This is a genomic window from Candidatus Magnetaquiglobus sp., assembly GCF_058402785.1.
On record NZ_JBZVFG010000016.1, the window covers coordinates 1 to 23180 of the forward strand.

21 protein-coding genes are annotated in these 23180 nt (G+C 60.9%); 6 read left to right on the top strand and 15 right to left on the bottom strand.

Features of this window, described 5'->3' with window-relative positions; genetic code table 11:
* Positions 1-258: 258 nt before the first annotated feature.
* The 4 genes from argF to ACV4UY_RS07400 form a co-directional block, all read right to left on the bottom strand.
* The gene (gene argF / locus ACV4UY_RS07385; protein WP_491606969.1) at positions 259-1209 is read right to left on the bottom strand and encodes an ornithine carbamoyltransferase; all 951 of its coding nucleotides are present in this window, start codon (positions 1207-1209) and stop codon (positions 259-261) included.
* Between the two features lie 11 nt (positions 1210-1220).
* Positions 1221-2393 (bottom strand): aspartate aminotransferase family protein, encoded by a 1173-nt coding sequence (locus ACV4UY_RS07390; protein WP_491606970.1) that lies wholly within the window; start codon positions 2391-2393, stop codon positions 1221-1223.
* Between the two features lie 567 nt (positions 2394-2960).
* Positions 2961-3428, bottom strand: coding sequence for a sulfur carrier protein DsrE2 (gene dsrE2 / locus ACV4UY_RS07395; RefSeq protein ID WP_420906190.1), 468 nt, complete (start codon positions 3426-3428; stop codon positions 2961-2963).
* Between the two features lie 25 nt (positions 3429-3453).
* Positions 3454-3678, bottom strand: a complete 225-nt coding sequence (locus tag ACV4UY_RS07400; protein WP_420906189.1) for a sulfurtransferase TusA family protein — start codon at positions 3676-3678, stop codon at positions 3454-3456.
* Between the two features lie 262 nt (positions 3679-3940).
* Between ACV4UY_RS07400 and ACV4UY_RS07405 the strand changes: the two genes are divergently transcribed.
* Positions 3941-4531, top strand: a complete 591-nt coding sequence (locus ACV4UY_RS07405) for a hypothetical protein (protein ID WP_491606971.1) — start codon at positions 3941-3943, stop codon at positions 4529-4531.
* A gap of 15 nt (positions 4532-4546) precedes the next feature.
* On the opposite strand, the gene ACV4UY_RS07410 is transcribed toward ACV4UY_RS07405, so the two are convergent.
* The 4 genes from ACV4UY_RS07410 to ACV4UY_RS07425 all read right to left on the bottom strand — a co-directional run bounded on the left by ACV4UY_RS07410 (position 4547) and on the right by ACV4UY_RS07425 (position 6691).
* The gene (locus ACV4UY_RS07410; protein WP_491606972.1) at positions 4547-4693 is read right to left on the bottom strand and encodes a hypothetical protein; all 147 of its coding nucleotides are present in this window, start codon (positions 4691-4693) and stop codon (positions 4547-4549) included.
* Positions 4690-5244, bottom strand: coding sequence for a DUF3576 domain-containing protein (locus ACV4UY_RS07415; protein ID WP_491606973.1), 555 nt, complete (start codon positions 5242-5244; stop codon positions 4690-4692). The genes ACV4UY_RS07410 and ACV4UY_RS07415 overlap by 4 nt, the downstream gene beginning before the upstream one ends.
* A gap of 126 nt (positions 5245-5370) precedes the next feature.
* Complete coding sequence (locus ACV4UY_RS07420) at positions 5371-6153, bottom strand: esterase/lipase family protein (RefSeq protein ID WP_491606974.1); 783 nt, start codon at positions 6151-6153, stop codon at positions 5371-5373.
* A gap of 97 nt (positions 6154-6250) precedes the next feature.
* Entirely contained in the window at positions 6251-6691 is a 441-nt protein-coding gene (locus ACV4UY_RS07425) for a hypothetical protein (protein ID WP_491606975.1), read from the bottom strand.
* Between the two features lie 214 nt (positions 6692-6905).
* Between ACV4UY_RS07425 and pyrR the strand changes: the two genes are divergently transcribed.
* Positions 6906-7457, top strand: a complete 552-nt coding sequence (gene pyrR, locus ACV4UY_RS07430; protein WP_491606976.1) for a bifunctional pyr operon transcriptional regulator/uracil phosphoribosyltransferase PyrR — start codon at positions 6906-6908, stop codon at positions 7455-7457.
* 460 nt (positions 7458-7917) lie between these two features.
* Here pyrR and ACV4UY_RS07435 read toward each other — a convergent pair whose 3' ends face one another.
* Together ACV4UY_RS07435 and ACV4UY_RS07440 are read right to left on the bottom strand one after the other, a co-directional pair.
* Entirely contained in the window at positions 7918-9528 is a 1611-nt protein-coding gene (locus ACV4UY_RS07435; RefSeq protein WP_491606977.1) for a fumarate hydratase, read from the bottom strand.
* Positions 9529-9592: 64 nt separating this feature from the next.
* A complete protein-coding gene (locus ACV4UY_RS07440; protein WP_491606978.1) occupies positions 9593-10549 on the bottom strand; it encodes an HAD-IIA family hydrolase in 957 nt (318 codons plus the stop codon).
* A 216-nt stretch (positions 10550-10765) separates the two neighbouring features.
* Between ACV4UY_RS07440 and ACV4UY_RS07445 the strand changes: the two genes are divergently transcribed.
* The 4 genes from ACV4UY_RS07445 to ACV4UY_RS07460 all read left to right on the top strand — a co-directional run bounded on the left by ACV4UY_RS07445 (position 10766) and on the right by ACV4UY_RS07460 (position 15537).
* Positions 10766-11689, top strand: a complete 924-nt coding sequence (locus ACV4UY_RS07445; RefSeq protein ID WP_491606979.1) for a selenium metabolism-associated LysR family transcriptional regulator — start codon at positions 10766-10768, stop codon at positions 11687-11689.
* A 50-nt stretch (positions 11690-11739) separates the two neighbouring features.
* Positions 11740-12057 carry a cupredoxin domain-containing protein gene (locus tag ACV4UY_RS07450; RefSeq protein ID WP_491606980.1) on the top strand — a complete coding sequence of 106 codons (318 nt, stop codon included), beginning with the start codon at positions 11740-11742 and terminating at the stop codon, positions 12055-12057.
* A gap of 55 nt (positions 12058-12112) precedes the next feature.
* Positions 12113-12814 carry a phosphatase PAP2 family protein gene (locus ACV4UY_RS07455; RefSeq protein ID WP_491606981.1) on the top strand — a complete coding sequence of 234 codons (702 nt, stop codon included), beginning with the start codon at positions 12113-12115 and terminating at the stop codon, positions 12812-12814.
* A gap of 86 nt (positions 12815-12900) precedes the next feature.
* Positions 12901-15537, top strand: coding sequence for a hybrid sensor histidine kinase/response regulator (locus tag ACV4UY_RS07460; RefSeq protein WP_491606982.1), 2637 nt, complete (start codon positions 12901-12903; stop codon positions 15535-15537).
* 147 nt (positions 15538-15684) lie between these two features.
* Here ACV4UY_RS07460 and ACV4UY_RS07465 read toward each other — a convergent pair whose 3' ends face one another.
* The 5 genes from ACV4UY_RS07465 to dnaA all read right to left on the bottom strand — a co-directional run bounded on the left by ACV4UY_RS07465 (position 15685) and on the right by dnaA (position 23094).
* Positions 15685-16143 (bottom strand): methylated-DNA--[protein]-cysteine S-methyltransferase, encoded by a 459-nt coding sequence (locus ACV4UY_RS07465; protein WP_491606983.1) that lies wholly within the window; start codon positions 16141-16143, stop codon positions 15685-15687.
* Between the two features lie 41 nt (positions 16144-16184).
* Positions 16185-18629, bottom strand: a complete 2445-nt coding sequence (gene gyrB / locus ACV4UY_RS07470) for a DNA topoisomerase (ATP-hydrolyzing) subunit B (protein ID WP_491606984.1) — start codon at positions 18627-18629, stop codon at positions 16185-16187.
* A gap of 448 nt (positions 18630-19077) precedes the next feature.
* Complete coding sequence (gene recF / locus ACV4UY_RS07475) at positions 19078-20199, bottom strand: DNA replication/repair protein RecF (protein WP_491606985.1); 1122 nt, start codon at positions 20197-20199, stop codon at positions 19078-19080.
* 149 nt (positions 20200-20348) lie between these two features.
* Entirely contained in the window at positions 20349-21470 is a 1122-nt protein-coding gene (gene dnaN / locus ACV4UY_RS07480) for a DNA polymerase III subunit beta (protein WP_491606986.1), read from the bottom strand.
* Between the two features lie 301 nt (positions 21471-21771).
* Positions 21772-23094 carry a chromosomal replication initiator protein DnaA gene (dnaA, locus tag ACV4UY_RS07485; protein WP_491606987.1) on the bottom strand — a complete coding sequence of 441 codons (1323 nt, stop codon included), beginning with the start codon at positions 23092-23094 and terminating at the stop codon, positions 21772-21774.
* Positions 23095-23180: the final 86 nt, after the last annotated feature.

A 23180-nucleotide genomic window follows, 5' to 3' on the forward strand; every position in this document is an offset into this window, starting at 1 on the left:
GGGCAAAGCCCTTGGGACGTTGCTTTTGACTTGAGCGCGCTCTTCTCAAAGAAGCTTTTTTCGCCTCTTTTGCGAAAAATGCGCCGCGCGCAGCCTTCGCGAGTTTCGTTTCCGCTTTGATTACCATGGACCTCCCGTAAGGGAGGTCCATGGTTGGGGGGTGAGGGGGTTCTCCCCCCATCAGGCAAGTTTGGAAACGAAGCTCGTCTTTTGCACGGTGGCCTTGCGGGAAACGACGCAGCTCAAAATAGACGCGGTTTAATGAATATCCACGCCCATCAGCCACTCGAGAACCGCTTTCTGGACATGCAACCGGTTTTCCGCCTCGTCCCAGATCACCGATTGCGGACCATCGAGCACCCCAGCCGAAACCTCCTCGCCGCGATGGGCGGGCAGGCAGTGCATGAACAACGCCTCGTCCTTGGCCTGGCGCATCAACGCCTCGTCCACGCAGTAATCCGCGAAGGCGCGCAAACGCCGCTGCCGTTCCGCCTCCTGACCCATGGAGGTCCAGGTGTCGGTGCAGATCAGATCGGCACGCGCCACCGCCTCGGCGGGAGCGCGCACCACGGTGATCGAACCCCCGGTGGAGGCGGCCTCGAGCTGGGCGTGGCCCAACAGCTTGGCATCGGGCTCGTAATTGGCCGGACAGGCCAACACCAGGTCGAATCCGAGCTTGGCCGCGGCCTGCATCCAGGAGTTGGCCATGTTGTTGCCATCCCCGATCCAGGCCACCTTGCGTCCGCCGATCGGTCCGCGATGCTCTTCGTAGGTGAAGAGATCGGCCAGAACCTGGCAGGGGTGGAAGTCGTCGGAAAGGCCGTTGATCACCGGCACGGTGGCATATTCGGCCATGGTTTCGACCTTTTTGTGGGCAAAGGTGCGCACCATGATGATGTCCACAAACCGCGACAACACGCGGGCGGAATCGGAAACCTCCTCGCCGCGTCCGAGCTGGATGTCCTGGCTGGAGAGGAACAACGCCTGTCCCCCGAGCTGGAACATGCCGGTTTCGAACGACACGCGGGTGCGGGTCGAGGGTTTTTCGAAGATCATGCCCAGGGTACGCCCCTGGAGCGTGGCCACGTCGCGTCCGGCGGCGCGGTTGCGCTTGAGCTGGGTGGTCCGCTGGAACAGATGGCGGATCTCCTGGGCGGTGAGATCGTCGAAGGTCAAAAGGTCCCGTTTGGTGGAGGAGCGCGCGTTCATGGAGTTGGCCGTCAAAAGAGATCGCTGAGCACGCTGTCCAGGATGGCCACGCCCTGATCGATTTCATCGCGGGTAATGGTCAACGGTGGCAGCATGCGCAAGGTGGTGCCCATCTGGCAGCTCAACAGCAAGCCGCGATTCAGGCACATGGCGGCCACCTCCTCGGTGCCGCCCTTGAGTTCCACGGCGGCCATCAGGCCGCGACCGCGCGTGGCATGGATCATGGCTTGATGACCCTTGAGGCCATCGAGTTTGTCGCACAGATAGCGACCCAGGTCGGGCACGCCGGCGAGCACCCCGTCGTCGAGCAGCACTTCCAGGGTGGCGAGCGCGGCGGCGCAGGCCAGGGGGTTGCCGCCGAAGGTGGAGGCGTGGGTGCCCGGCGAGAACGACGCGGCGACCCGGCTGGTGGCCAGGCAGGCGCCCATCGGCACGCCCGAAGCCAGACCCTTGGCCACGGTCATGATGTCCGGGGTGACGCTGCTCCATTGATGGCACCAGAACTTTCCGGTGCGGCCCATGCCGGTCTGCACCTCGTCGAGGATCAACAACAGACCATGTTGATCGGCGATGGCACGCAGAGCCTCCAGGTAGCCATCGTCCGGCAGGCGCACGCCGGATTCGCCCTGGATCGGTTCTACCAGGATGCCGGCGGTATAGGGGCTGATGGCCTTTTCCACCGCGGACGGATCGTTGAAGGCCACGTAGCGGAATCCGGGCACCAGGGGTTCGAAGCCGCGTTGCACCTTTTCCTGGGCGGTAGCCGAGAGGGTGGCCATGGTGCGGCCATGGAAGCCATGCACGGCGGTGATGATCTCGAAGCGGCTCGGATGGCCGTGATCGCGCATGAACTTGCGGGTGAGCTTGATCGCCGCCTCGTTGGCCTCCGCGCCGCTGTTGCAGAAGAACGCCTGATCGGCAAAGCAGGTATCGGTCAAGCGCCGGGCGAGTTTCTCCTGCAAGGGGATGCGGTAGAGGTTGGAGGTATGGATCAGGCGTCCGGCTTGTTCACGGATGGCGGCGGTGACCTTGGGCGGGCAGTGGCCGAGGTTGTTGACCCCGATGCCGGCCAAAAAGTCCAGATATTCCCGGCCTTCCTCGTCCCACAGGCGGGTTCCCTCACCCCGTGTGAAGGCCACGGGATTCCGTCCATAGGTGGACATGATGCACTGAATGTCGTTCATGCTGCCTCTCCGTACTGATTTGAAACGTTTTTTATAGCCTTTTACCACTCAGGCCGCAACGGTTCATGGAGAAAAAAGGGGCAGATGGGTTTTTCGACGGTTTTTGAGCGCAAGACCAGGGAATGGCGGACGTGATTTTGCGGCAATGGCGGGGCTTCGCGGAGGTCCAGGGATATCCGGGGACCTCCGCGAGGGAAAACCAGATGAACAGCACGCTGTCCGCTTGCTGGAAAACCAAACCGCACCCATCACGGGATGCGTCGTTCCATGATCAAGGGTCCAGGAGGATTATCCCCCTGGTGGGATCCAAGGGCAAAGCCCTTGGGACTTATGCTTTTGACTTGATCGCGCTTTTCTCAAAGAAGCTTTTTTCGCCTCTTTTGCGAAAAATGCGCCGCGCGCAGCCTTCGCGAGCTTCGTTTCCGCTTTATTACCGTGGAACTCCCGTAAGGGAGGTCCACGGTTGGGGGGTGAGGGGGTCTCCCCCCATCAGGCAAGTTTGGAAACGAAGCTCGTATGTTGCACGGTGGCCTTGCGGGAAACGACGCATCTCAAAACAGACGAGGTTTAGATGAACAGCACGATATCCGCTTGCTGGGCCACTTCGAAGAAGCGGGCGGCGCCGGCATACTCCAGACCGTCGATCAACTCTTCATGCTTGAAGTCGAACAGATCGACGGTCATTTGACAGGCAATCATCTTGACATCCGACTCGATGGCCATCTCCATCAGATCGTCGATGGAGGCCACACCCTTGCCGGCCATCTTCTGTTTCATCATGATGGTCGCCATGCTCTCCATGCCCGGCAGAACCTGCACCAGCACCGGCATCGGCACCGGCATCGGCATGGCCGGATTGCCCAGCGGGGAGATTTTGAGATTGCGATTTTTCTTGAGAACCTGCAAACCATAGAAGGTCCAGAAAATGGTGACCTCGTAATCCAATGCCGCTGCCGTGGTGGCCAGGATCAACGGCGGATAGGCAAAGTCCAGGGTGCCTTTGGTGGCGATGATCGCCAAGCGTTTCTGCGCCATGTCGGATGACTCCTCGGTCCAATGATCAGGGCTTGCGAATTTCGTAATAGAAGACGCCAGCCGCTTCCGACGCCTTGACCAGTTCGTTGCCGGTCTGCGAGCAGAACGACTCGAAATCCTTGGCGGAACCGGGATCCGTGGCCTCGATGGCGAGAATCTGGCCGGATGCCATGTCCTTGAGAGCTTTCTTGGCGCGCAGGATGGGGAGCGGGCAGTTCAGCCCCTTGGCGTCGAGGGTGATATCAGCCATGATCGTTTTTCCTCCGGGTTGGGCACTGAAGCGAGAAAGAGAGAGTCATATAAGAAAAACAGCAAACTCTGTTATAGTGAATCGCATTGGCGCGGGTTGCAAAGAATTTTTTCTCATCTCAAGATAAAAAACTGGCACGCGCCATGAAACTGACTGACACGATGGGGGAACCCCCCATCATGCAAGTTCCTGGGAACACCCCGGACGGGCATTACCGGGTGACCATCGGGAGTCAACCCTCCAGCTTTGGACGAAAACGGCCATGGAACATCCGATTCTGACGATTTTCATCGTTTTGCTCGTATTGATCGCGCTTTTCTGGTTTCTCCTGAAGCTTCGCACCCTGCGCGAGGACTCGATTCAGGATGAGATGCCGCCAGACAAGCTCACCGTGTTGCTGGGCATGTTCTATGTGTTGAGTCGCGCCTGCCTGAACTATTATCGGGATCGCAACACCTATCCCCCGGCGGTGAGCGGCACCCCCGACGGGTTGATGGAGCTGGGATATCTCAACGACGAGCCGTTGGCCCAGTTGAGCAAATCCGTGAAACTCTTTTCCATCGTGGTCACCGACAAGGGGGGATATGGGATCTGTCTGGCGCACATCAAGGCGTCGGTGGCCATGGAGTTCTTGCGGCGCGTCTCGGAAACCAAGACCACGATCGAGTTTCAGGACTATCGGGGCGGTCAGTACAAACCGTTGACCAGCACCGGGGATACCCTGATCAATCTCACGCTCCCCCTGCCGGTGCGTCCGATTGGCGCCAAGCCGCCTTCGCCCGTGGATGCGGTGGCGTCGGGGGCGTCGGGGGCCACGCCGGTTCCGGTCGCCGGCGAGGATGACGAGGAGTGAGGCGTTCCAACCGCCTCACCCGCCCATCAAGACCATGACATCGCCGCCGGCGCCCATCGAGACCATGACATCGCCGCCGGCGCCCATCGAGACCACGACATCGCCGCCGGCGCCCATCGAGACCACGACATCGCCGCCGGCGCCCATCGAGACCACGATCACTCTGCCGGACGGGCGTCCTGGGCCTTCTTGCGAACCGCCTTTTCGATCTGCCGGGCGGTCTCGCTGTCCGAGGGGGCATCCTGCCAGTTGCCATCCCCGCGTTGGGTCTGCTTGAGCACCACCACCTTCACATCCCCGTAGGGCGCCTGACCCGATACCCGGATGTTGACCCGATAGCGGGTGCGCCCATCGTTGGGATCCACCTTCCAGTCCGTGGAGATGAACCCTCCCTCGCGATTGGCCACCTGTACCGGCAGCTCCATCACCACATCCATGGCGCCCGCGTAGAGTTTGTTCTGGCGGATCTGCTCCTGGGACAGCTTGGTGCCTCCGCCCAGACCGCCCATGCTAAAGATGCTCTCCTGACCGAGCAGTTCCGAAGAAACGTTTTCCGTGCGTCCCTCCTGGGCATCCTCACGCGCCTTCTTTTGGCCGAATTTGGCCAGTTTCTGCTGCTCCAGGGTGTTGGGACTGCTGATGATGGAGTTGGAGCAACCGCTGATCGACAGGGCCAAAGCGGTGATTGCCGCGCTCATGAGTCGGATTTTCATGGAGGTTTCTTTCATCGGAGTCTTTTTGCAAAGGGAACGGGAATTGGTCTCGACCGATCTCATTATGAAGCAAAACCGTTGCGCGGGGAAAGCATCTCCCGCGCGAGCATGGAATTTTTTGACGATTCATTTCGAATCGAGCAGGAGCGCCAGAATCCTCCCATCCTGACGCTCCAGGGCATGGCCCTCGCCACTCTGGATCGCGGTCCTGGCCCGAACCTTCAAGGCGATGATCCGGGCCATCTCCTGGCTCCAGGCCGGGACGGTGTTGTCGCCGGACAGGGCGAATCCTTCGCGTCGCACGATCGACACATACCGGGCCGTGGGATGGGGCAGCCGGTTGAGCCGATAGAGAAAATTGCCCGGTCGTTCCCGTTCCAGCTCCGCATAGAGCGCCCGGGAGCGGTTGAGGGTATCGGCCCCCATCATCGGGGCCATCATCGCCAGCGGGGTGGAGGCGATCAATCCGGCCACTTCCGCCTTGTCGGTGCCCAGATGGGGGGCGGCGATGGTGATCAGGGTGTGGATGGCCAGTTCCGGGGCGTTCACCATCAGCAGACGCGCCACGACCCCGCCCGCCGAATGGCCGATCAGAATGGTTCTCTCCGTGCCGCGTTGGGCGCGCAGGGTGGCGAGGATCGATTTCAACCCCTCGGCCTGGATCGTGAGCGGCGCTTCGGAGGGGAGATCGGCCAACAGATAACCGTGTTTCTCCGTGCGGTTGGTCGGCTCCCGTTCGATCACCTCGCGACCGGTGGCGATCATCCGGCCCAGCGACTTCCAACCCGCCGCTTCCAACTCCGCCGTCACGCCGGAGCGCTGCCAGGCATCGTCGCCGCTGAAATAGCCATGCACCAGAATCGCCACGTCGGCATGCGCCGCTTGCGGCATGCCGAGCAGTACGATCACGCCGAAAACGACATGCGTAAAAAAAGCGCATTGCCTGACAATGCGCTTGAGCGTCCGTTTGTCCGTCACGGACAAACGGGTTTGGGAAGGGATCCGTTTAATCACGTTTTTCCAGGGCTTTCAGGAAAAAGGATTGAAAATCCTTGCCATCGCTCTCCGCGAGCGTGGACTGGGAGAAGCCGGGTCGGGTCGTGGAGATGCGCGCCTGCACGCCGGTTCCCGGTTCAACGACCTGGCGGGCCGCGCGGGTGCGGTCTTCCCGACGGTAGAGTTGCAACAAGACTGGATAGGATACGCTGATCATGGTTTCCTCGTCGTTTACGCTTGACATCGGGAACGAACGTGCCGTCATGATCATTGAATCGTCCAATCGTACGGATTTCTTGATCGCTTTTTTTGTCCGGTTGGCACTCTTTTTTGTTTCAAACAGGTCGTCCAATGTCGTTTCTGGTTGATGGCCAAGGTCAAGTCCAATAAATGCTGTATGTAAATTCCCTTCAGTCCGGTTTGGTCTTTCAACCGGCGAGGGCAACAACATTGTTGCCCTCGCCAGCGGCGGGAGGTCCATGGTACGGGGGGTGAGGGGGGTTCTCCCCCTATCATGTCAGTTACAGCAGTTTACGGACTCAATCGCCTCTTAGAGATTCCTGATTCCCATGCCGTCACTTGCCAACCCTTCCCGACGCCCTCGCCTCTGGTGTAAGGTGGAGCCGTAACAGCCTCCTCATCCTTATCAACCGGGGGGACCGCCGATGTCCGCCACACCCTTTCGCGAAGAGATCCTGTTGTCGGCCAACGATACCCGGGCCGTCATCCAACGCATGGCCGAACGCATTCTCGGTGATTTTTCGCAACCGGAGAAAAAGGTTCTGGTCGGCATCCGACGTGGTGGGGCGGTGGTGGCCAAATTGTTGCGTGCCCGTCTGGACGAAGCTCTGGGACGCCAGATCCCCATCGGTTATCTCGACATCACCTTCTATCGCGACGATCTGCGCACCATCGCCCCCAATCCGGTGGTCGGGGCCACGGATCTTTCCATGTCCATCGATGGCCGACAGGTGATCCTGGTGGACGACGTGCTCTTCACCGGACGCACCATCCGCGCCGCCCTGAACGCCCTGTTCGACTATGGACGCCCGGAGCGGGTCGAGTTGGCGGTGCTGGTGGATCGTGGCGGACGGCAGTTGCCGATTCAACCCGATTATGCGGGTGGCCATTTCGAAGCGGGCGCGCGGGAGATGATCAAACTGGTGGAGCGCAATCCGGGGGAGTGGATCGTGGTGCGGCGCGTGCCGGAGGGGTGATGATTGCAGGGCGAGACGCCTCACCTGTTGCCCGCCAGGGCATCAAGGAGGGGGAAGAATGGCTCTCGGAAGACGCGTCGCTTCCGTCGGCCTGATTGCGGGCCATGTTCGCGGCAACGTTTTTACGCGCCTTTGGCGAAAAAACGTTGCGTGCGGTCTTGGAAGGTGAGTCGTTTTGCGATTTGGGCAAAACGACTCACCTTCGCATGGCCTCAAACAGGCCGCCGAAGGCGGCTTATGTGCTGACGTGCCATTCGCCCTGAGTCGTTGCCCAGAATCGGCAACGACTCAGAGCACATAAAACCGCGCGCTTGCGCCAATTTTCGCAAAAATCGTGAAAATTGGCTTATCGTGAAAAACGCGCGAAAGACACAATCAAAAGCAACTTCCCAAGGGTTTCGCCCTTGGGAAGCTTTTCTTGCGCTCCTCCGGGGGAGATCACCCCCCCGGTCCCTATTTCTTACAATCCCAACTCCGCGAAGAAATCCCCACCCTTGTCATCGACCACGATGAAGGCCGGAAAATCCTCCACCTCGATGCGATGCACCGCCTCCATTCCCAACTCCGGGAAATCGATCACCTCCACCTTGCGGATGCTCTTTTGCGCCAGTGAAGCCGCCGCGCCACCGATCGATCCGAGATAAAAGCCCCCATTGGCCTTGCAGGCCGCAGTCACCTCGCGACTGCGATTCCCCTTGGCCAGCATCACCAACGATCCGCCAACCTTCTGGAAACGGTCCACATAACTGTCCATGCGCCCGGCGGTGGTGGGACCGAACGACCCGGAAGGCATGCCATCCGGCTTTTTGGCCGGGCCGGCATAATAGACGATGTGATCCTTGAAATAGTCCGGCATCCCCTCGCCGCGATCCAGACGCTCCTGAATGCGGGCATGAGCGATGTCACGGGCCACCACGATCGGACCGCTCAGCGACAGACGGGTGCGGATCGGATAACGGCTCAATTCGGCGCGGATTTCGCTCATGGGACGGTTCAGGTCCACCCGCACCGTCTCGCCGGCGGTCGGTTCCACCTCGGGGAGGAAACGGGCCGGATCACGCTCCAACGCCTCGAGCCAGATCCCCTCGGCATTGATCTTGGCCAGGATGTTGCGGTCCGCCGAACACGACACCCCCAACCCCACCGGACACGAAGCACCATGCCGCGGCAGACGGATCACCCGCACATCGTGGGCGAAATACTTGCCGCCGAACTGAGCGCCCAGACCGATGTTTTTGGCCAACTCCAACACCTCGGCCTCGAAGGCACGGTCGCGCAACGCGCCGCCGATGCCATCGCCGGTCTCGGGCAGAGTATCCAGATAGCGCGCCGAAGCGAGCTTGACGGTCTTCAAGGTCATCTCCGGGGAGAGTCCGCCGATCACCAACGCCAGATGATAGGGTGGGCAGGCCGAGGTTCCCAACCCCTTGAGTTTGTCGGCGACGAAGGCCGCCAGCGACGCGGGATTCAACAACGATTTGTTCTGCTGAAACAGGAAGGTCTTGTTGGCCGAGCCGCCCCCCTTGGCCAGAAAGAGGAATTTATAGGCCTCGCCATCCACGGCTTCGATGTCGATCTGAGCGGGCAGATTGGTGCCGGTGTTCTTTTCATCGTACAAATTGATGGGCGCCACCTGGGAGTAGCGGAGGTTATTGTCGGCATAGGCCGAAAAGATCCCCCGCGACAGGGCCTCGCGATCGTTGCCGCCGGTCCAGACCCGCTGTCCCTTCTTGGCCACCACCGTGGCCGTGCCGGTATCCTGACAGCTCGGCAGCACCATGCCCGCCGCGATGTTGGCGTTTTTCAGCAGTTCCAGGGCCACGTAACGGTCGTTTCCGGAGGCTTCGGGATCGTCGAGAATGGCGCGCAGTTGTTGCAAATGGCTGGTACGCAACAAAAACGACACATCGCGCATCGCCTCCTTGGCCAGCCATGTCAGACCTTCCGGATCGATCATCACCATCCGTGCGCCGCGAAAATTCTCCTCGCGGACGAAATCGCGGCTTAACAGACGAAATTCGGTTTCGTCGTGTCCCAGATTGAACAGCTCACCATATCGAAATTCGGCCATGATCCTCGACTCTCCCAATCGGTGGAAAGGAAATGAACTTTACTTATCGCCACAACCCGCAACGCTAACTACCCAACGAATCAATCACATAATCCGGACGTATGCCCCGCGCGTCACACAACCGCTCCAACGCCTCCCCCCAACCGGCACACGCCCCGGACAAGGCCAGACAACTGGCAAACCCCATCGCCGCCGCCCCCAACACGTCGGTATCCAACGTATCCCCGACCATCAGGATCCGCTCCTGGGCCACATCCGGAAACTGGGCGCGCACCAGCTCGAAGATCGGCGCGAACGGCTTGCCGATCCCCTCGATGACCAGATCGTGGGCTTCCACCAGATCCATGGCCGCGAAACCGGCCACCGCCTCCAGCCGACCATCCGGCTTGGGGGTGACCAGATCCGGATTGGCCAACAACAACGGGACGCTCTTCACCGCCAACAGCGCCTTGGCATCGATCTCCTGCTGACCGCCATGGTAGTCGCGATTGCTGCAAAAAAGCAGATATTCCGCCTCTTCGATGGCCCAGCGGGAGCCCGCGCGATTGACCATCCACGCCTCGGCATCCGGCGCATACAACGCGCTGTCCTCGCTGCCGACCAACAAATAAGGCCGGTCGCGATAGCCCGAGGCGGCCACATACGGTCCAACCGCCATGCCCGAGGAGAGGATATGCCCCGCCTCGAACGGATAGCCCATCTCCTTGAGCTTGCGAACCATTCGTGCCGGGGACTGGGAGGCGTTGTTGGAGACCACCCGTACCTGTCTGTCTGCCGCGAACAGCCCCTGAACCGCCTCGGGAGCGCCGGGAATCACCCCGTCACCCAGATTCAACACCCCAAAGGCGTCCAACAGGATCACATCGAATTCCAGGCGCAATTCAGCCAGGGTTGTGCGTACCATCCGACCGGCTCGCAGGGTCGCATCGAGACCGGGCCGCGCCTCGCACCACAGACGCCGATAACGGGCATAGCGCGGGGTCAAGGCATCCTGGGATTCAATGCGGGGTTTGAGATTCATTTTAATAACAAGACCTCATGCCAGTTCCAAAGCTTGACGATGCCGTGTTTCACTACCACTATATCCTCTTTTGTCGATCATTCCCAAGTCATGTGGTTGTTGGCCGCCATTTTTCGTTTGGAACCCTTTTTCCCTATACATCCATCAAATTTTTTTTTAGCATATAGAGCCATCCCCCTATCGCTTTCGGTATTCCGTCAGAAGGCAGAACATCCCATGAGCTTTTCCGATACCCGGCTCCGGGTTTTCTACTCCGTGGCCAAACATCTCTCCTTCACCCGCGCGGCTGAAGAACTCTACCTCACCCAGCCCGCCGTCACGTTCCAGATCCGACAGCTCGAAGAACATTTCAACACCCGCCTCTTCGATCGCCATCACAACCGCATCTCGCTGACCGAGGCGGGCATGATGGTCTTCAACTACGCGGACCGGATCCTGGAACTCTATCGGGAGACGGAAAAAGCCATCAACGAAATGACCGGCGTGACCCGCGGGGTGATCAAGCTCGGCGCCACCACCACCCTGGGCGAGTACCTGCTGCCGCGCATTCTAAGCGGTTATCACGACGGCTTTCCCGGCGTGCAGGTCCGTCTGACGGTCCACAACACCCGCACCGTGGTGCGCAAGCTCGAGGACGCCACCATCGACATCGGCATGATCGAAGGGCCGATCAGCAACAAGAACATCGTCGTCTCCTCCTGCATGGAGGATGAACTGGTGCTGATCATGGCCCCGAATCACCCGTTCACCAAGCTCGAGGAGGTGCCGGTTCACCGGCTCAAGGAGTATCCGTTCGTCTCCCGCGAGGAGGGTTCGGGCACGCGCGCGGTGATCACCGAACAGTTGAGCAAATTCGGAATCCATTACGAGCAGTTGGATCTCATCCTGGAGATGGGTGCCACCGAATCGATCAAGGCCGCGGTCGAAGGTGGCGTGGGGTTCAGCATCGTTTCGACCATGGCGTTGCGCAAGGAGGTCCAACTCAAAAGTCTGGTAGTGCGTCGCCTCAAGGAGGGGACCATCAAGCGCAAGCTCAATTTTGTCTTTCAAAAGCAGAAATTCCGCTCCAAGGCGGTGGAGGAGTTTCTCGCCTATGCCCAGGGCGAGTGCTCGAAAATCAAAGAAAAATTTGCCATTTGAGTCGTCCGGGGGAGACCATGCAATGGTTCAGGTCTGATCATGGTTGGGTGTTGGCGGTTCTGCTTTGTCTGTCGCCGGCTGCCGTAGGGGCTGACCAGCTCCCGGCTTCCGCGGAGGTGAGCATTCAGAAGATGGCCTTTCATCCGGCCACCCTCACCATTCGGGTTGGAACCACCGTCACCTGGAAAAACAACGAGGCCGGCGCCACCTATCATGCCGTGGCCAGCGACGAGGCTGGCACGTTCATGTCAGCGGATTTCTTCCCCGGAGAGCTTTGGAGCCACACCTTCACCACCCCTGGCACCTATCCCTATCACTGCACCCCGCATGAAAACCGCATGAAGGGTACGATCGTCGTCGAGCCGTGAAGGTGGTGGGTCCCTATCATCCCCGCAAACGTTCTCAATCGCCCCCCTCCCCCCGATGCGCATTAAACCTTCCATCCTCTGGGTCTCGGTCGCGCTGCTCCTGATCCTGCTGCTCGAAACCACTGGTGTGGATCTGCCTGTCCAGGATCTCTTCTTCCAGTTCGACAGCCACCAATGGCGCATCGACAAGGACGATCCCTTCTGGCGCGCCATCTTCTATACCGGTGCCAAACGCACCATCGCCCTCGTGGCCATCCTCACGCTGCTCACACTCCTCCACTCCTGGAAATTCAAGACCCGCATCCATCTGCGCCGCAAACTCACCCTGCTCCTGGTAACGCTGATCGTGGTGCCGGGGACGATCTCGGGCCTCAAGAACATCTCCAACGTCCATTGTCCCTGGTCCCTGACCCGCTACGGCGGGGATCTGCCCCATGTGCCGTTTCTGGCCACCAATCCGAACGACTTTCCAGCCAAACGCCCAGGCAAATGCTTTCCCGCCGGCCACCCCTCCGGCGGCTTCGCCTTCATGGCGCTCTTTTTCCTGCTGCCGGGAGCCTGGCGCTGGGTCGGCCTGGGCACCGGCGTCACCCTCGGCTGGATCATGGGACTCTACCAGATGATGAAAGGCGCGCACTATTTGAGCCATGTCATCGTCTCCATGCTGCTTGCCTGGTTGCTCATCGAAGGAATCGTGCTACTATTCGAAAAATACTGGCCTGAGAGGGGGAAAACTCCTCACACCCCCACAACATAACCGGTTCCACTTCCAACGCGATCGGGCGTATGACCACCACCGCACCCTCGAACCGAGCACGGACGCGTGGCCGTCAATACGGAATCGTGTCCCTTGTGCTGGTTGCCGGCTACCTGCTCACACGCCAGATCACCTGGACCAGCTCGGTTCATCTGCATACCCTGCTCGAAACCGTGGCCACCACGCTCGCCTCCATGGTCGGCGTGCTCGCCCTGATGCGCCACCATACCGAAAAAGAGGATCTCTATCTGCTGATCGGGGCCGGATTCCTGGGTACCGCGCTCCTGGACCTGTATCACACCATCGTCACCTCGGCCCCTTTCACCCAGGCGATGGCGTTGGATTACACCACACTCATCCCCTGGAGCTGGTTTTCGTCACGATTCTTCCTCGCCTTCTTCCTGGTGCTGAGCTGGGTTTTCACCCGCCACGACACCCGCATCCACCCATCGCGGTTGAACCCCCGCTGGCTCCTCTGGGGCATGGGACTGTTCACCCTGGCCAACCTGCTGTTCTTCATGCTCATGCCCCTGCCACGCGCCATCCATCCGGAATGGTTCGTGCCCAGACCACAAGAGTGGATGCCGGCAAGCCTGTTCCTGATCGCCCTGATCGGATTTCTGCACAAGGGAAACTGGCGGGACAACACCTTCGAACACTGGCTGGTGCTGGCACTGCTGGTGAATTTCTGGGGCGAGGCCCTGTTCATGGCCACCTCGGACCAACTGTACGACGAACGGTTCGACCTGGGACATTTCTTTAAACAGATCAGCTATCTGTGTGTGCTGATCGGCCTTTTGATCAGCATTCTGGTAGTCTCCCTCGACCTCAAGCAGGCACGCCAGGAGGCGGAAACCGCCAACCGCTCCAAAAGCGCCTTTCTGGCCAACATGAGCCACGAAATCCGTACGCCGATGAATGGCGTACTCGGCATGATCGAATTGGCCCTGAACGTCGCCATCTCGCCGACAACCCGCGAGTATCTGTTCAAGGCCCAGGCATCGTCCCTCACCCTGCTCCGGTTGATCAACGATATCCTGGACTTCTCCAAAATCGAACAGGGCGCCCTGGTCCTGGAAAAGATTCCCTTTCGCCTGCCCGATCTGCTGGCCGACGTGGCCGATCTGTTCGCACCCAACATCGCGGACAAGGATCTGCGCCTGGATATCATCACCCCCGCCCGCAAGATCGAATGGCTGATCGGTGATCCGCTGCGGCTGCAACAGGTGCTGTTCAACCTGGTGGGCAACGCGGTCAAATTCACGCCACGGGGTCGGATCACGGTGAGCGTCGAGTCCCTCGGACGGACCGCGGGCAAGGAGCAGATTCAATTCCGGGTGATGGACGAAGGGATCGGCATCCCGCTGGAAAAACAGTCCGCCCTGTTCGCCCCCTTCACCCAGGCCGATGAAAGCACCACCCGCCGCTTCGGCGGCACGGGGCTGGGATTGGCGATCTGCAAACGTCTGGTGGAGATGATGGAGGGTGAAATCTGGGTGCGCAGCGCGCCAGGTCGCGGCAGTACCTTTCATTTCACCGTGCTGTTGGAAATCGGTCAACCCAGCGGTGAAGCGTGGTCAACCCGCGCCGTCACCGCGCATCGCCGCGCACCGTTGAGCCGCGAAACCCTGGTGAACCATCTGGGTGGGGCACGGGTGCTGCTCGTGGAGGATCAGCCGATCAACCGTCAGGTGGCCGAAGCCATGCTCTCCGGGGTGGGTCTGATCGTGGAGTGCGCGGACAATGGCCAGATGGCCCTCGACAAGCTGGAACAGGGCTCGTTTGATCTGGTGTTGATGGATATCCAGATGCCGATCATGGATGGTCTGTCAGCCACCCGGGCGCTGCGGGCCGATGCACGCTGGCGGGAGTTGCCGGTTCTGGCCATGAGCGCCCATGCCATGCACGAAGACCGTCTGGAGAGCCTGAACGCGGGCATGAACGAGCACGTCACCAAGCCCATCGACTCCGCGCAACTCTTCGCGCTGCTGACCCGCTGGATCGCGCCGCAGTCGCAACGCATCAGCGCCCCCGCGATGCAGAAGGCAACGCACGGCGGTCACAACTTCGAGGGGTTGACCTGCATCGAGGTGGAGGAACTGCTGGATCGGGTCAATCACAACCGGCAGCTGGCGCGCATGCTGTTGAAGGAGTTCGTGCGCGGTCAGGAGCAGTCGATACCGCGCCTGCGGTCGTGGCTGGAGAGCGGCGATCCGGAAGATGGCACCAGGGCCATGCGCTTGGTCCATTCGTTGAAGGGGATGGCCGGCAATCTCTCCGCCAGGCGGGTATTCGAATCGGCACGGGCCCTGGAAATGGTTCTGCGGGCCGGGGCCGTCAGCACGGCATGGTCGTTGTTGTTGGACGATCTGGAACGGGCCCTGGACCAGCTGGTCGCCGAGGTGCGCGCCTGGGAGCGGAGTGAGACGGCGGCGGGCGTGACGGTGGAGTCCCAAGGATTCGATGCGCGGACGGTTGGCGAATTGTTGCGTCAACTCAAACCGATGTTGATTCAACAGGATTTCGATGCCTGCGTGCTGTTCGAACGTTTGAAACCGATGTTGGAGGCCGGGTTGACCTCGGAGAAGGACTATTCGAATGTGATTCGGGAGTTGGGTGGGTGTTTGGACCAGCTGGATTTTCAGGAGGCCCGACAGGTCTTGCATCGGCTGGTGGGGGTCATCGGATTGGAGATGGCGCAAGATGAGTCGGGTGACGGGTGAGTATGCGGGGATGCCCTGGAACTCCCGCCAGGGGAGGTTCTCGGTCGGGAGGTGAGGGGGACCTTCTTCCGATTTGCCGGATGGATGCAAAAGGTGGCCACGGGTGCTTGCCCGCAACCGCCGGATCCGGGAGCAGACAGGCCGCGATCACTTGGCGACCTCAACCCCTTCCAATCGCAACAGAAACCGTTTGCTCTCCAGCCCACCCCGGCCACTGTATCCCCGCAACGCGCCATCTGAGGCCACCACCCGGTGACAGGGGAGCAGGATCGGGACCGGATTGGCACCCAATGCCGCGCCCACGGGGCGAGGCGCGGCGTCGATCCGTTTGGCGAGCGCACCATAGCTCTCGATCCGGCCCGGAGGGATCTCCCGCAGCGCCTCCCAGACCCGACGCTGAAACGGGGTACCCCGTGGCGCGAGGGGCAGTACATCCAAAGCCAGGAAAATCCCCTTGAAATAGGCATCCAGCCATTCGGCCACCTGCTGGCGCAAGGCGGGATCCGCCGAATCGGGCGTTGGTTGCGTACTCAGGGCCAAGATCGAGCCGGCGTCTGTTTGCAGCCAGTACGGACCCAGGGGGGTCTCGAAATCGGGGGATGCCATGGGGGCCTCTTGGGTCTTGGGAGCCTGTCGGCTACCGCTTGTCACACATCCAGATTCACCACATTCAACGCATTCGACTGGATGAACTCCCGGCGCGGCTCCACCGCATCCCCCATCAACGTCGTGAAGACCGTATCCACCTCGATGGCATCCTCGACCCGCACCTGCAACAGGGTGCGCACCGTCGGATCCATGGTGGTCTCCCACAACTGCTCGGGATTCATCTCACCCAAGCCTTTGTACCGCTGGATCGTCAACCCCTTGCGACCCTCGGCCATCACCTGGCTCAACAGCGCCTCCAGATCCGCCACCGGCGTTTCCGTGCTCCCCTTGCGCAACCGGGCGCCCGCGCCCAACCGTTCGGTGATGCGCCGCACCACCTGCGACATGTCCCGATACTCCGGCGACCGGATCAACTCGCCATCCAAGCGCGCATCCACCGGCACGCCGTGAATGGTGCGCCGGATCACCAACGCCGCCATGTCGCTCTCGCCATCCAGCTCCACCAACACGGTCAACCGATCCGCTCCGGCCTCGTCCTCCAACGCCCGACGCAGCCGTTCGGCGGTCCGGGTCGCCTCTTCGGCGCTCGCCAGGGAGTCCGCGGTCACCTGGGCCCGCTCCACTGCGGCGGACAGCACCCGCCGGTCGAAACGCCGCGCCAGACGCTCCAACGTCACCTGATAACGCCGCGCGTCCCGCACCAGGTTCAACGTCTCGACCGAAGTCAACGTCTCCCCCGGACCGGTGATCAGCTCCACCCCCTCCAGTCCACCCTCGAGCAGCACCTCGACCAACGACTCCTCGTCCTTGAGATAACGGACCGTCTTGCCGCGCGCCAGCCGGTAGAGCGGCGGCTGGGCGATGTACAGATAACCCCGTTCGATGATCTCCGGGAACTGCCGGAAAAAGAAGGTCAGAAGCAGGGTGCGGATGTGCGAGCCATCCACGTCCGCGTCGGTCATGATGATGATGCGGTGATAGCGGAGCTTGGCGATGTTGTACTCCTCGGCGCCGATGCCGGTGCCGAGCGCAGTGATCAAGGTGCCGACCTCGGCGGAAGAGAGCATCTTGTCGAACCGGGCTTTCTCCACGTTGAGGATCTTGCCCTTCAACGGCAGGATCGCCTGAAACTTGCGATCCCGCGCCTGTTTGGCCGACCCGCCGGCGGAGTCCCCCTCGACCAGATAGAGTTCGCTCAAGCCTGGATCCTTCTCCTGGCAGTCGGCCAGCTTGCCGGGCAGGGAGGAGATTTCCAACGCGCTCTTGCGTCGGGTCAACTCGCGGGCCTTGCGCGCCGCCTCGCGGGCCGTGGCCGCCTCCACCGCCTTGCCGAGAATCCGTTTGGCATCCTGGGGATGCTCTTCGAAATAGGTGGTCAGGTGGTCCGCCATCACGCTTTCGACTGCGGGCCGCACCTCGGAGGAGACCAGTTTTTCCTTGGTTTGCGAGGAGAATTTCGGGTCCGGCACCTTGATCGACAGCACGGCGGTCAACCCTTCGCGGCAATCCTCGCCGGCCAGGGTGGCCCCCTTGTCTTTTTTCAAGAGTCCGGTGGTCAGGGCGTATTGATTCAGCACGCGGGTCAGCGCGGAGCGAAAACCGATCAGATGGGTGCCGCCGTCCCGTTGCGGGATGTTGTTGGTGAAGCAGTAGACGTTCTCCTGATAGGAGTCGTTCCACTGCAACGCCGCCTCCACCTGGATCACCCCCTTGGTTTCGGTGAAGCAGACCGGCGGGGTCATGATCGGCGTGCGGGCCCGGTTCAGATGTTCCACGAACGAGCGGATTCCTCCCTTGTAATGGAAGTGATGCTCCTTTTCCGTGGCATCCTCACGAATGAAAATATTCACCCCGGAGTTCAGAAACGACAGTTCCCGCAGCCGTTGCGACAGGATATCGAACGAAAAGGTGACATCCGTGAACACCTGCCGGCTGGGCAGGAAGGTCACCTCGGTACCGGTGCTCTTGGCCGTGCCGATGCGACGGATCGGCTCCACCGGGTCGCCATCCCGGTACTCCTGATGCCATTTTTCGCCGTTGCGGCGGATGGTCAGCTCCAGTCGTTCCGAAAGGGCGTTCACCACCGACACGCCCACCCCGTGCAGACCGCCCGACACCTTGTAGGAGTTCTGATCGAACTTGCCACCCGCATGCAGCACGGTCATGATCACCTCGGCGGCAGAGCGTCCCTCTTCCAGGTGGATATCCGTGGGAATGCCGCGTCCGTTGTCGCGCACGGTCACCGAGCCATCCACGCGCAAGATCACGTCGATCCGATCGCAGTAGCCGGCCAGGGTTTCGTCGATGGCGTTATCCACCACCTCGAAGACCATGTGATGCAGGCCGGTGCCGTCGTCGGTATCGCCGATGTACATGCCGGGCCGTTTGCGGACCGCTTCCAATCCTTTCAAGACCTTGATGCTATCCGCGCCGTATTCGGAGCTGGCGTTGGCCGGGATATCGTTTTCGTCCGTCGTGGTCATGCGGGGGTTCCTTCATTAAGGCGGTGATTCGTGTACGTCCATTTCCCACGGGGGACCGGGGGCGATGATCGTCCCCGGTTTGTAAGTACGGAGGCAGAGCCTTCGGCCTCATGGAGAATCGCTCGTCAGAACATGAGCCGCCTCTGGCGACCTGTTTCACGGCAAGGCGAAGGTGAGTCGTTTTGCCAAAAACGCAAAACGACTCACCTTCCAAGGCTGCGCGCAAGCGATTTTCACAAAAAACGTGAAAATCGCTTTTTTTTGTAAAGCGCGCCAAAGAAAAAAACGAAAATAGAAAATAAAATCAAAAACAAAGGAAAAGTCAAAAAAAAGACCTCGGAGGCGCTGCCTCCGAACCTCCACCGGGGGCCTTCGGCCCCCCGTCCCCCGCAACAGTGAGATCAGCTCACCATCTTCGGGGGCTTTCGGCCCCCGTCCCCCGCAACAGTCAAACCAGCTTCGCAACCACTCCCGCCGTCACGGAAAATCCCACCGCCACCTCATCTTCACTCCCACCCGGCCACCTCAATCCATCCATCACCGGCGCGGCCACGAATACCTGCCGCCCCCGCCCGAACAACACCTGCATCAACGCCCGCGCCCCCTCGGGATCCAACTCCGCCGCCGGATCGTCCAGAACCATCAACGGCGCCTCCCCGATCATCTCCTCCAACCAATCCGCCTCGGCCAACTTCAAAGCCAACGCAAACCGCTGCTGCTGGCCCCGCGACCCGTAACGGGCCACCAGATGACCGGATAACCGCAACTCCAGATCATCCCGCTGCGGCCCGGCCCCGGTCTGTCCGGTATCGCGGTCCCGCGCACGCACGCGCATGAATGACTCGCGCAACGCCGCCTCCACCCGCTCAACCTCACCCTCCCGCGCACAAACCTCCGCACTCTCCCCCACCAACGCCACCGCGCACAAACCGGAATCCAAACCAAGCCGCTCCAGATGATCCGGCAACCACCGCGCCAAATGACCCATCGCCCATTGTCGCCGCTGACCGATGCGCGCCCCCAACCGCGCCAACTGCGCCTCCCAGGCGTCCAGTTCGCGCAGATCACCCGCCCCGCGCAACACCTGCTGCCGCGCCCGCGCGGCGATCTGATACTCCCGCGACTCCACCCCATGACGCCGGTCCGCGGAAAAGATCACCCAGTCCAGAAAGGCACGCCGCTCCACCGGCGCACCACGCGCCAACAAGGCGCTCTCCGGGGTGACCACCACGGCCACCAATACCCGCTCCATGCCGGATACCGACTCCACCGGCTTGTCGTCGAGACGGAATACCTGCCGACCCGACTCGCCGATCACATCCAACGCGCGCCGCATGCCGCCCGCCCGCGCCGCGCCACTCACCCGAAACCAGGGCCGATCCCAACGCCGCATGACCGCAGCGGATGCCTTGCGATACGAACGACCGTTGGCCAACAACGCCACGGCCTCCAACAGATTGCTCTTTCCCTGACCATTGGCGCCGATGATGCGATTGAGGCCAGGGGAAAAGGTCAAATGGGCCTCGGAGATGTTGCGGAAATCCTTGAGACGGAGCGATTCCAGATGCATGCAAACCCACTTGATCCGGTCATTTCAAACCATTCCGCCCGTCGCGGGACCCTTTCGTCCGTCGCGGGACCCTTTCGTCCGTCGCGGGACCCTTTCGTCCGTCGCGGACCACGGAAACGATCCCCATCCCGAACCCGCGACACCAGCCATCACACCCGCATCGGCATCAACACGAACAACGCATCGCCACGCTCCGGATCGTACACCAATACCGGGGATTCGTCGTCCTTGAGGGCGAACTGGGCGGTCTCGCCGTTCATCACGGTGAGAATCTCGCGCAGATACCGGGCATTGAAGCCGATGGTCAACGGACTGGGACCGTCGAAGGTGACGGCCATCTCCTCTTCGGCCTCCTCCTGCTCGGGACTGACCGTCACGATGCGCATGCGCGTCTCCTCGATGGAGAGCCGTACCCCGAGGGATTTTTCGTGGGAGAGGGTGGAGATGCGCTTGACCACCTGATGGAACGCCTCGCGGGTGGTGGTCAGTCGCACCGTATTGCCGGTCGGGACCACCCGGCGCCAATCCGGAAACCGTCCCTGCACCACCTTGGTGACCAGGGTCAGATCGGGTTTGATCAGCTGGGCGTAGGTTTCGCCAAGAATCATCTCTGGAGGCGAATCGTCCTCTTCGAGCAGCTTTCGGATCTCATGGATCCCTTTTTTCGGCAGGATCACCTCCCGATTTTCCGGTACGGCGTGTTCCAGGGACTGTTCGACCATGGCCATGCGGTGGGTATCGGTGGCCACCATGCGGATCCGACCCGGCTGATCGACCTCGGTGGCGGCGGTCACCTGCATGAAGATGCCGTTCAACACGTAACGGGTTTCGTCCGTGGACATGGCGAACTGGGTTCGCTCCAGCATGCCGATCAGCTGCTCGCGGGGGATCGCCAGACGGAACTCCCCGTCCGCGTCCGGGATGCGCGGAAACTGCGCCGCCGGCAGGGTGGCCAGATCGAAGCGGGCCCGATCGCAGGTCAACAGCAGCCGCTCACCCTCGCCGCGCAACCGGATCGCCTTGGCGGGCAGCTCCTTCACCACGTCGAACAACACCCGTGCACCGACGGTCATCGCCCCTTCCACCACGCTTTCGACCCGTGTCACGGTGCGCAGCGACACCTCCAGATCGGTGGCGGAGACGGTGAGTTGGCCATTGGCCACCTCCAGCAGGGCATTGCCGAGAATCGGCATGGTGTTGCGTCGCTCCACCACGCTTTGAATGCGCGCCAGAACTTTCAGAAAAGGGTCACGGTCGATGAAAAATTCCATTTTTAACCGCCTTGTCGTCGTTGTTTCAATCAATCCCGGTTTAAACCGCATCCAGTCTGGAATGTGTCGTTTTTACCGTTGAAGAATAAAGAGAGCGTCTGGGAGATTCCTCTCCCACGGTTTTGCTTTTGACTTTAAACCGCACCCATCACGGGATGCGTCGTTCCATTAGCAAGGGTCCAGGGGGATTATCCCTCTGGTAGTTTGCACGGTGGCCTTGCGGGAAACGACGCCTCTCAAAATAGACGCGGTTTAATTCAGAAGACCCGCTATTATAAAAACATCCTACTTGATCCATGACTCACTTGCGCAACATGCCCGCCAGGGTTCCGACCGCCTGCTCCAGATCGACATCGACCTGTTGCTGGGAGGCGATCTTGTCCACGGCATACAACACCGTGGTGTGGTTGCGGTCCCCGAACTCCCGGGCGATCTCCGGATAGGAGGCCTTGGTCAACTGCTTGCATAAAAACATCGCCACCTGGCGCGGATGGCTGAAACGTCTGGCCCGCTTGTCCGACCGTATATCCAACGGGCGGATTTTGTAATAGGCGGCCACGGTTTCGATGATCTTGTCCATCGACAAGAGACGCGGCTCCCCACGCCGCAACGTGCCGCGCAACGACTCCCGCACCAACGACAGGGTGACCGGTTCTTTTTCCAGGGAGGCGAGCAGAAAAACCCGGATCAGGGCCCCTTCCAGCTCGCGCACGTTGCTTTGGATCGCCTCGGCCAGAAAGAAGGCCACATCGTCGGACAGCTCCATCCCCTCCACGGCGGCCTTTTTTTTCAGGATCGCCATGCGGGTTTCCAGATCCGGGGGATGGATATCCGCCACCAATCCTTGCGAAAACCGGGAGCGCAACCGTTCTTCCAGATGTTCGATCTCGCCCGGATAGCTGTCCGAGGAGATGACGATCTGTTTGTTGGCCTCCTGGAGGGCGTTGAAGGTGTGGAAAAACTCCTCCTGAGTGGCCTTTTTCCCGGCGATGAACTGAATGTCATCCACCAGCAGCACATCCACGGAACGGAAGTTCTCCTTGAAGTTGTGGACCTGCTTGAAACGCAACGAGTCCACCAACTGGGTCATGAACTTTTCCGAGGTGATGTAGAGCGTCTTGCTCTCCGGTCGGGCGCGCAGCAGGGCGTTGCCGATGGCATGCAGAAGATGGGTCTTGCCGAGTCCCACCCCCCCCTGGATGTACAACGGATTATATGCGGTCGCAGGCGCGTCCGCCACCCTTGCCGCAGCGGCATGGGCGAATTGATTGCAACTCCCGACCACGAAGTTCTCGAAGGTGTAGCGTCCATCCACCCCGAACCGGGCGCCGGTGGGTGGTGGTGGCGGGACGGGGGACTCCTCGACCTGTCGGGCCGGCGGATCCGGATCGACGTGAAACAGCAGGCGGGCTCCCTGGCCGAGCGCCGAGGAGAAGGCGGTGGTCAACAGGGCGCCGTAGTGATCCCGCACGTAGCTGGCGGAAAAATCGTTGCTGGCCAGAATCTCGATGCGCTGGGGATCGTCGGCTCGGCCAAGACGCAACGGCTTGATCCACATATCGAAAACAGGAGGAGCCAGCTGTTCCTGGATCAGCGCGCGCGCTGCCTGCCAAATTGCCGTCATCTCCATTGCCTGTTTCGCCGGATTGGTCTCGTGATCCATCGTTGGGTGGGTCCGTTGTGGGTGAAAGGGTGTTCGGCACGCACCAA

Bases quoted from the DNA above. Each gene is read 5' to 3' on its own strand.
- argF (WP_491606969.1), bottom strand. From the start codon at position 1,209: ATGAACGCGCGCTCCTCCACCAAACGGGACCTTTTGACCTTCGACGAT.
- ACV4UY_RS07390 (WP_491606970.1), bottom strand. From the start codon at position 2,393: ATGAACGACATTCAGTGCATCATGTCCACCTATGGACGGAATCCCGTG.
- dsrE2 (WP_420906190.1), bottom strand. From the start codon at position 3,428: ATGGCGCAGAAACGCTTGGCGATCATCGCCACCAAAGGCACCCTGGAC.
- ACV4UY_RS07400 (WP_420906189.1), bottom strand. From the start codon at position 3,678: ATGGCTGATATCACCCTCGACGCCAAGGGGCTGAACTGCCCGCTCCCC.
- ACV4UY_RS07405 (WP_491606971.1), top strand. From the start codon at position 3,941: ATGGAACATCCGATTCTGACGATTTTCATCGTTTTGCTCGTATTGATC.
- ACV4UY_RS07415 (WP_491606973.1), bottom strand. From the start codon at position 5,244: ATGAAAATCCGACTCATGAGCGCGGCAATCACCGCTTTGGCCCTGTCG.
- ACV4UY_RS07425 (WP_491606975.1), bottom strand. From the start codon at position 6,691: ATGTTGTTGCCCTCGCCGGTTGAAAGACCAAACCGGACTGAAGGGAAT.
- pyrR (WP_491606976.1), top strand. From the start codon at position 6,906: ATGTCCGCCACACCCTTTCGCGAAGAGATCCTGTTGTCGGCCAACGAT.
- ACV4UY_RS07435 (WP_491606977.1), bottom strand. From the start codon at position 9,528: ATGGCCGAATTTCGATATGGTGAGCTGTTCAATCTGGGACACGACGAA.
- ACV4UY_RS07440 (WP_491606978.1), bottom strand. From the start codon at position 10,549: ATGAATCTCAAACCCCGCATTGAATCCCAGGATGCCTTGACCCCGCGC.
- ACV4UY_RS07445 (WP_491606979.1), top strand. From the start codon at position 10,766: ATGAGCTTTTCCGATACCCGGCTCCGGGTTTTCTACTCCGTGGCCAAA.
- ACV4UY_RS07455 (WP_491606981.1), top strand. From the start codon at position 12,113: ATGCGCATTAAACCTTCCATCCTCTGGGTCTCGGTCGCGCTGCTCCTG.
- ACV4UY_RS07465 (WP_491606983.1), bottom strand. From the start codon at position 16,143: ATGGCATCCCCCGATTTCGAGACCCCCCTGGGTCCGTACTGGCTGCAA.
- gyrB (WP_491606984.1), bottom strand. From the start codon at position 18,629: ATGACCACGACGGACGAAAACGATATCCCGGCCAACGCCAGCTCCGAA.
- recF (WP_491606985.1), bottom strand. From the start codon at position 20,199: ATGCATCTGGAATCGCTCCGTCTCAAGGATTTCCGCAACATCTCCGAG.
- dnaN (WP_491606986.1), bottom strand. From the start codon at position 21,470: ATGGAATTTTTCATCGACCGTGACCCTTTTCTGAAAGTTCTGGCGCGC.
- dnaA (WP_491606987.1), bottom strand. From the start codon at position 23,094: ATGACGGCAATTTGGCAGGCAGCGCGCGCGCTGATCCAGGAACAGCTG.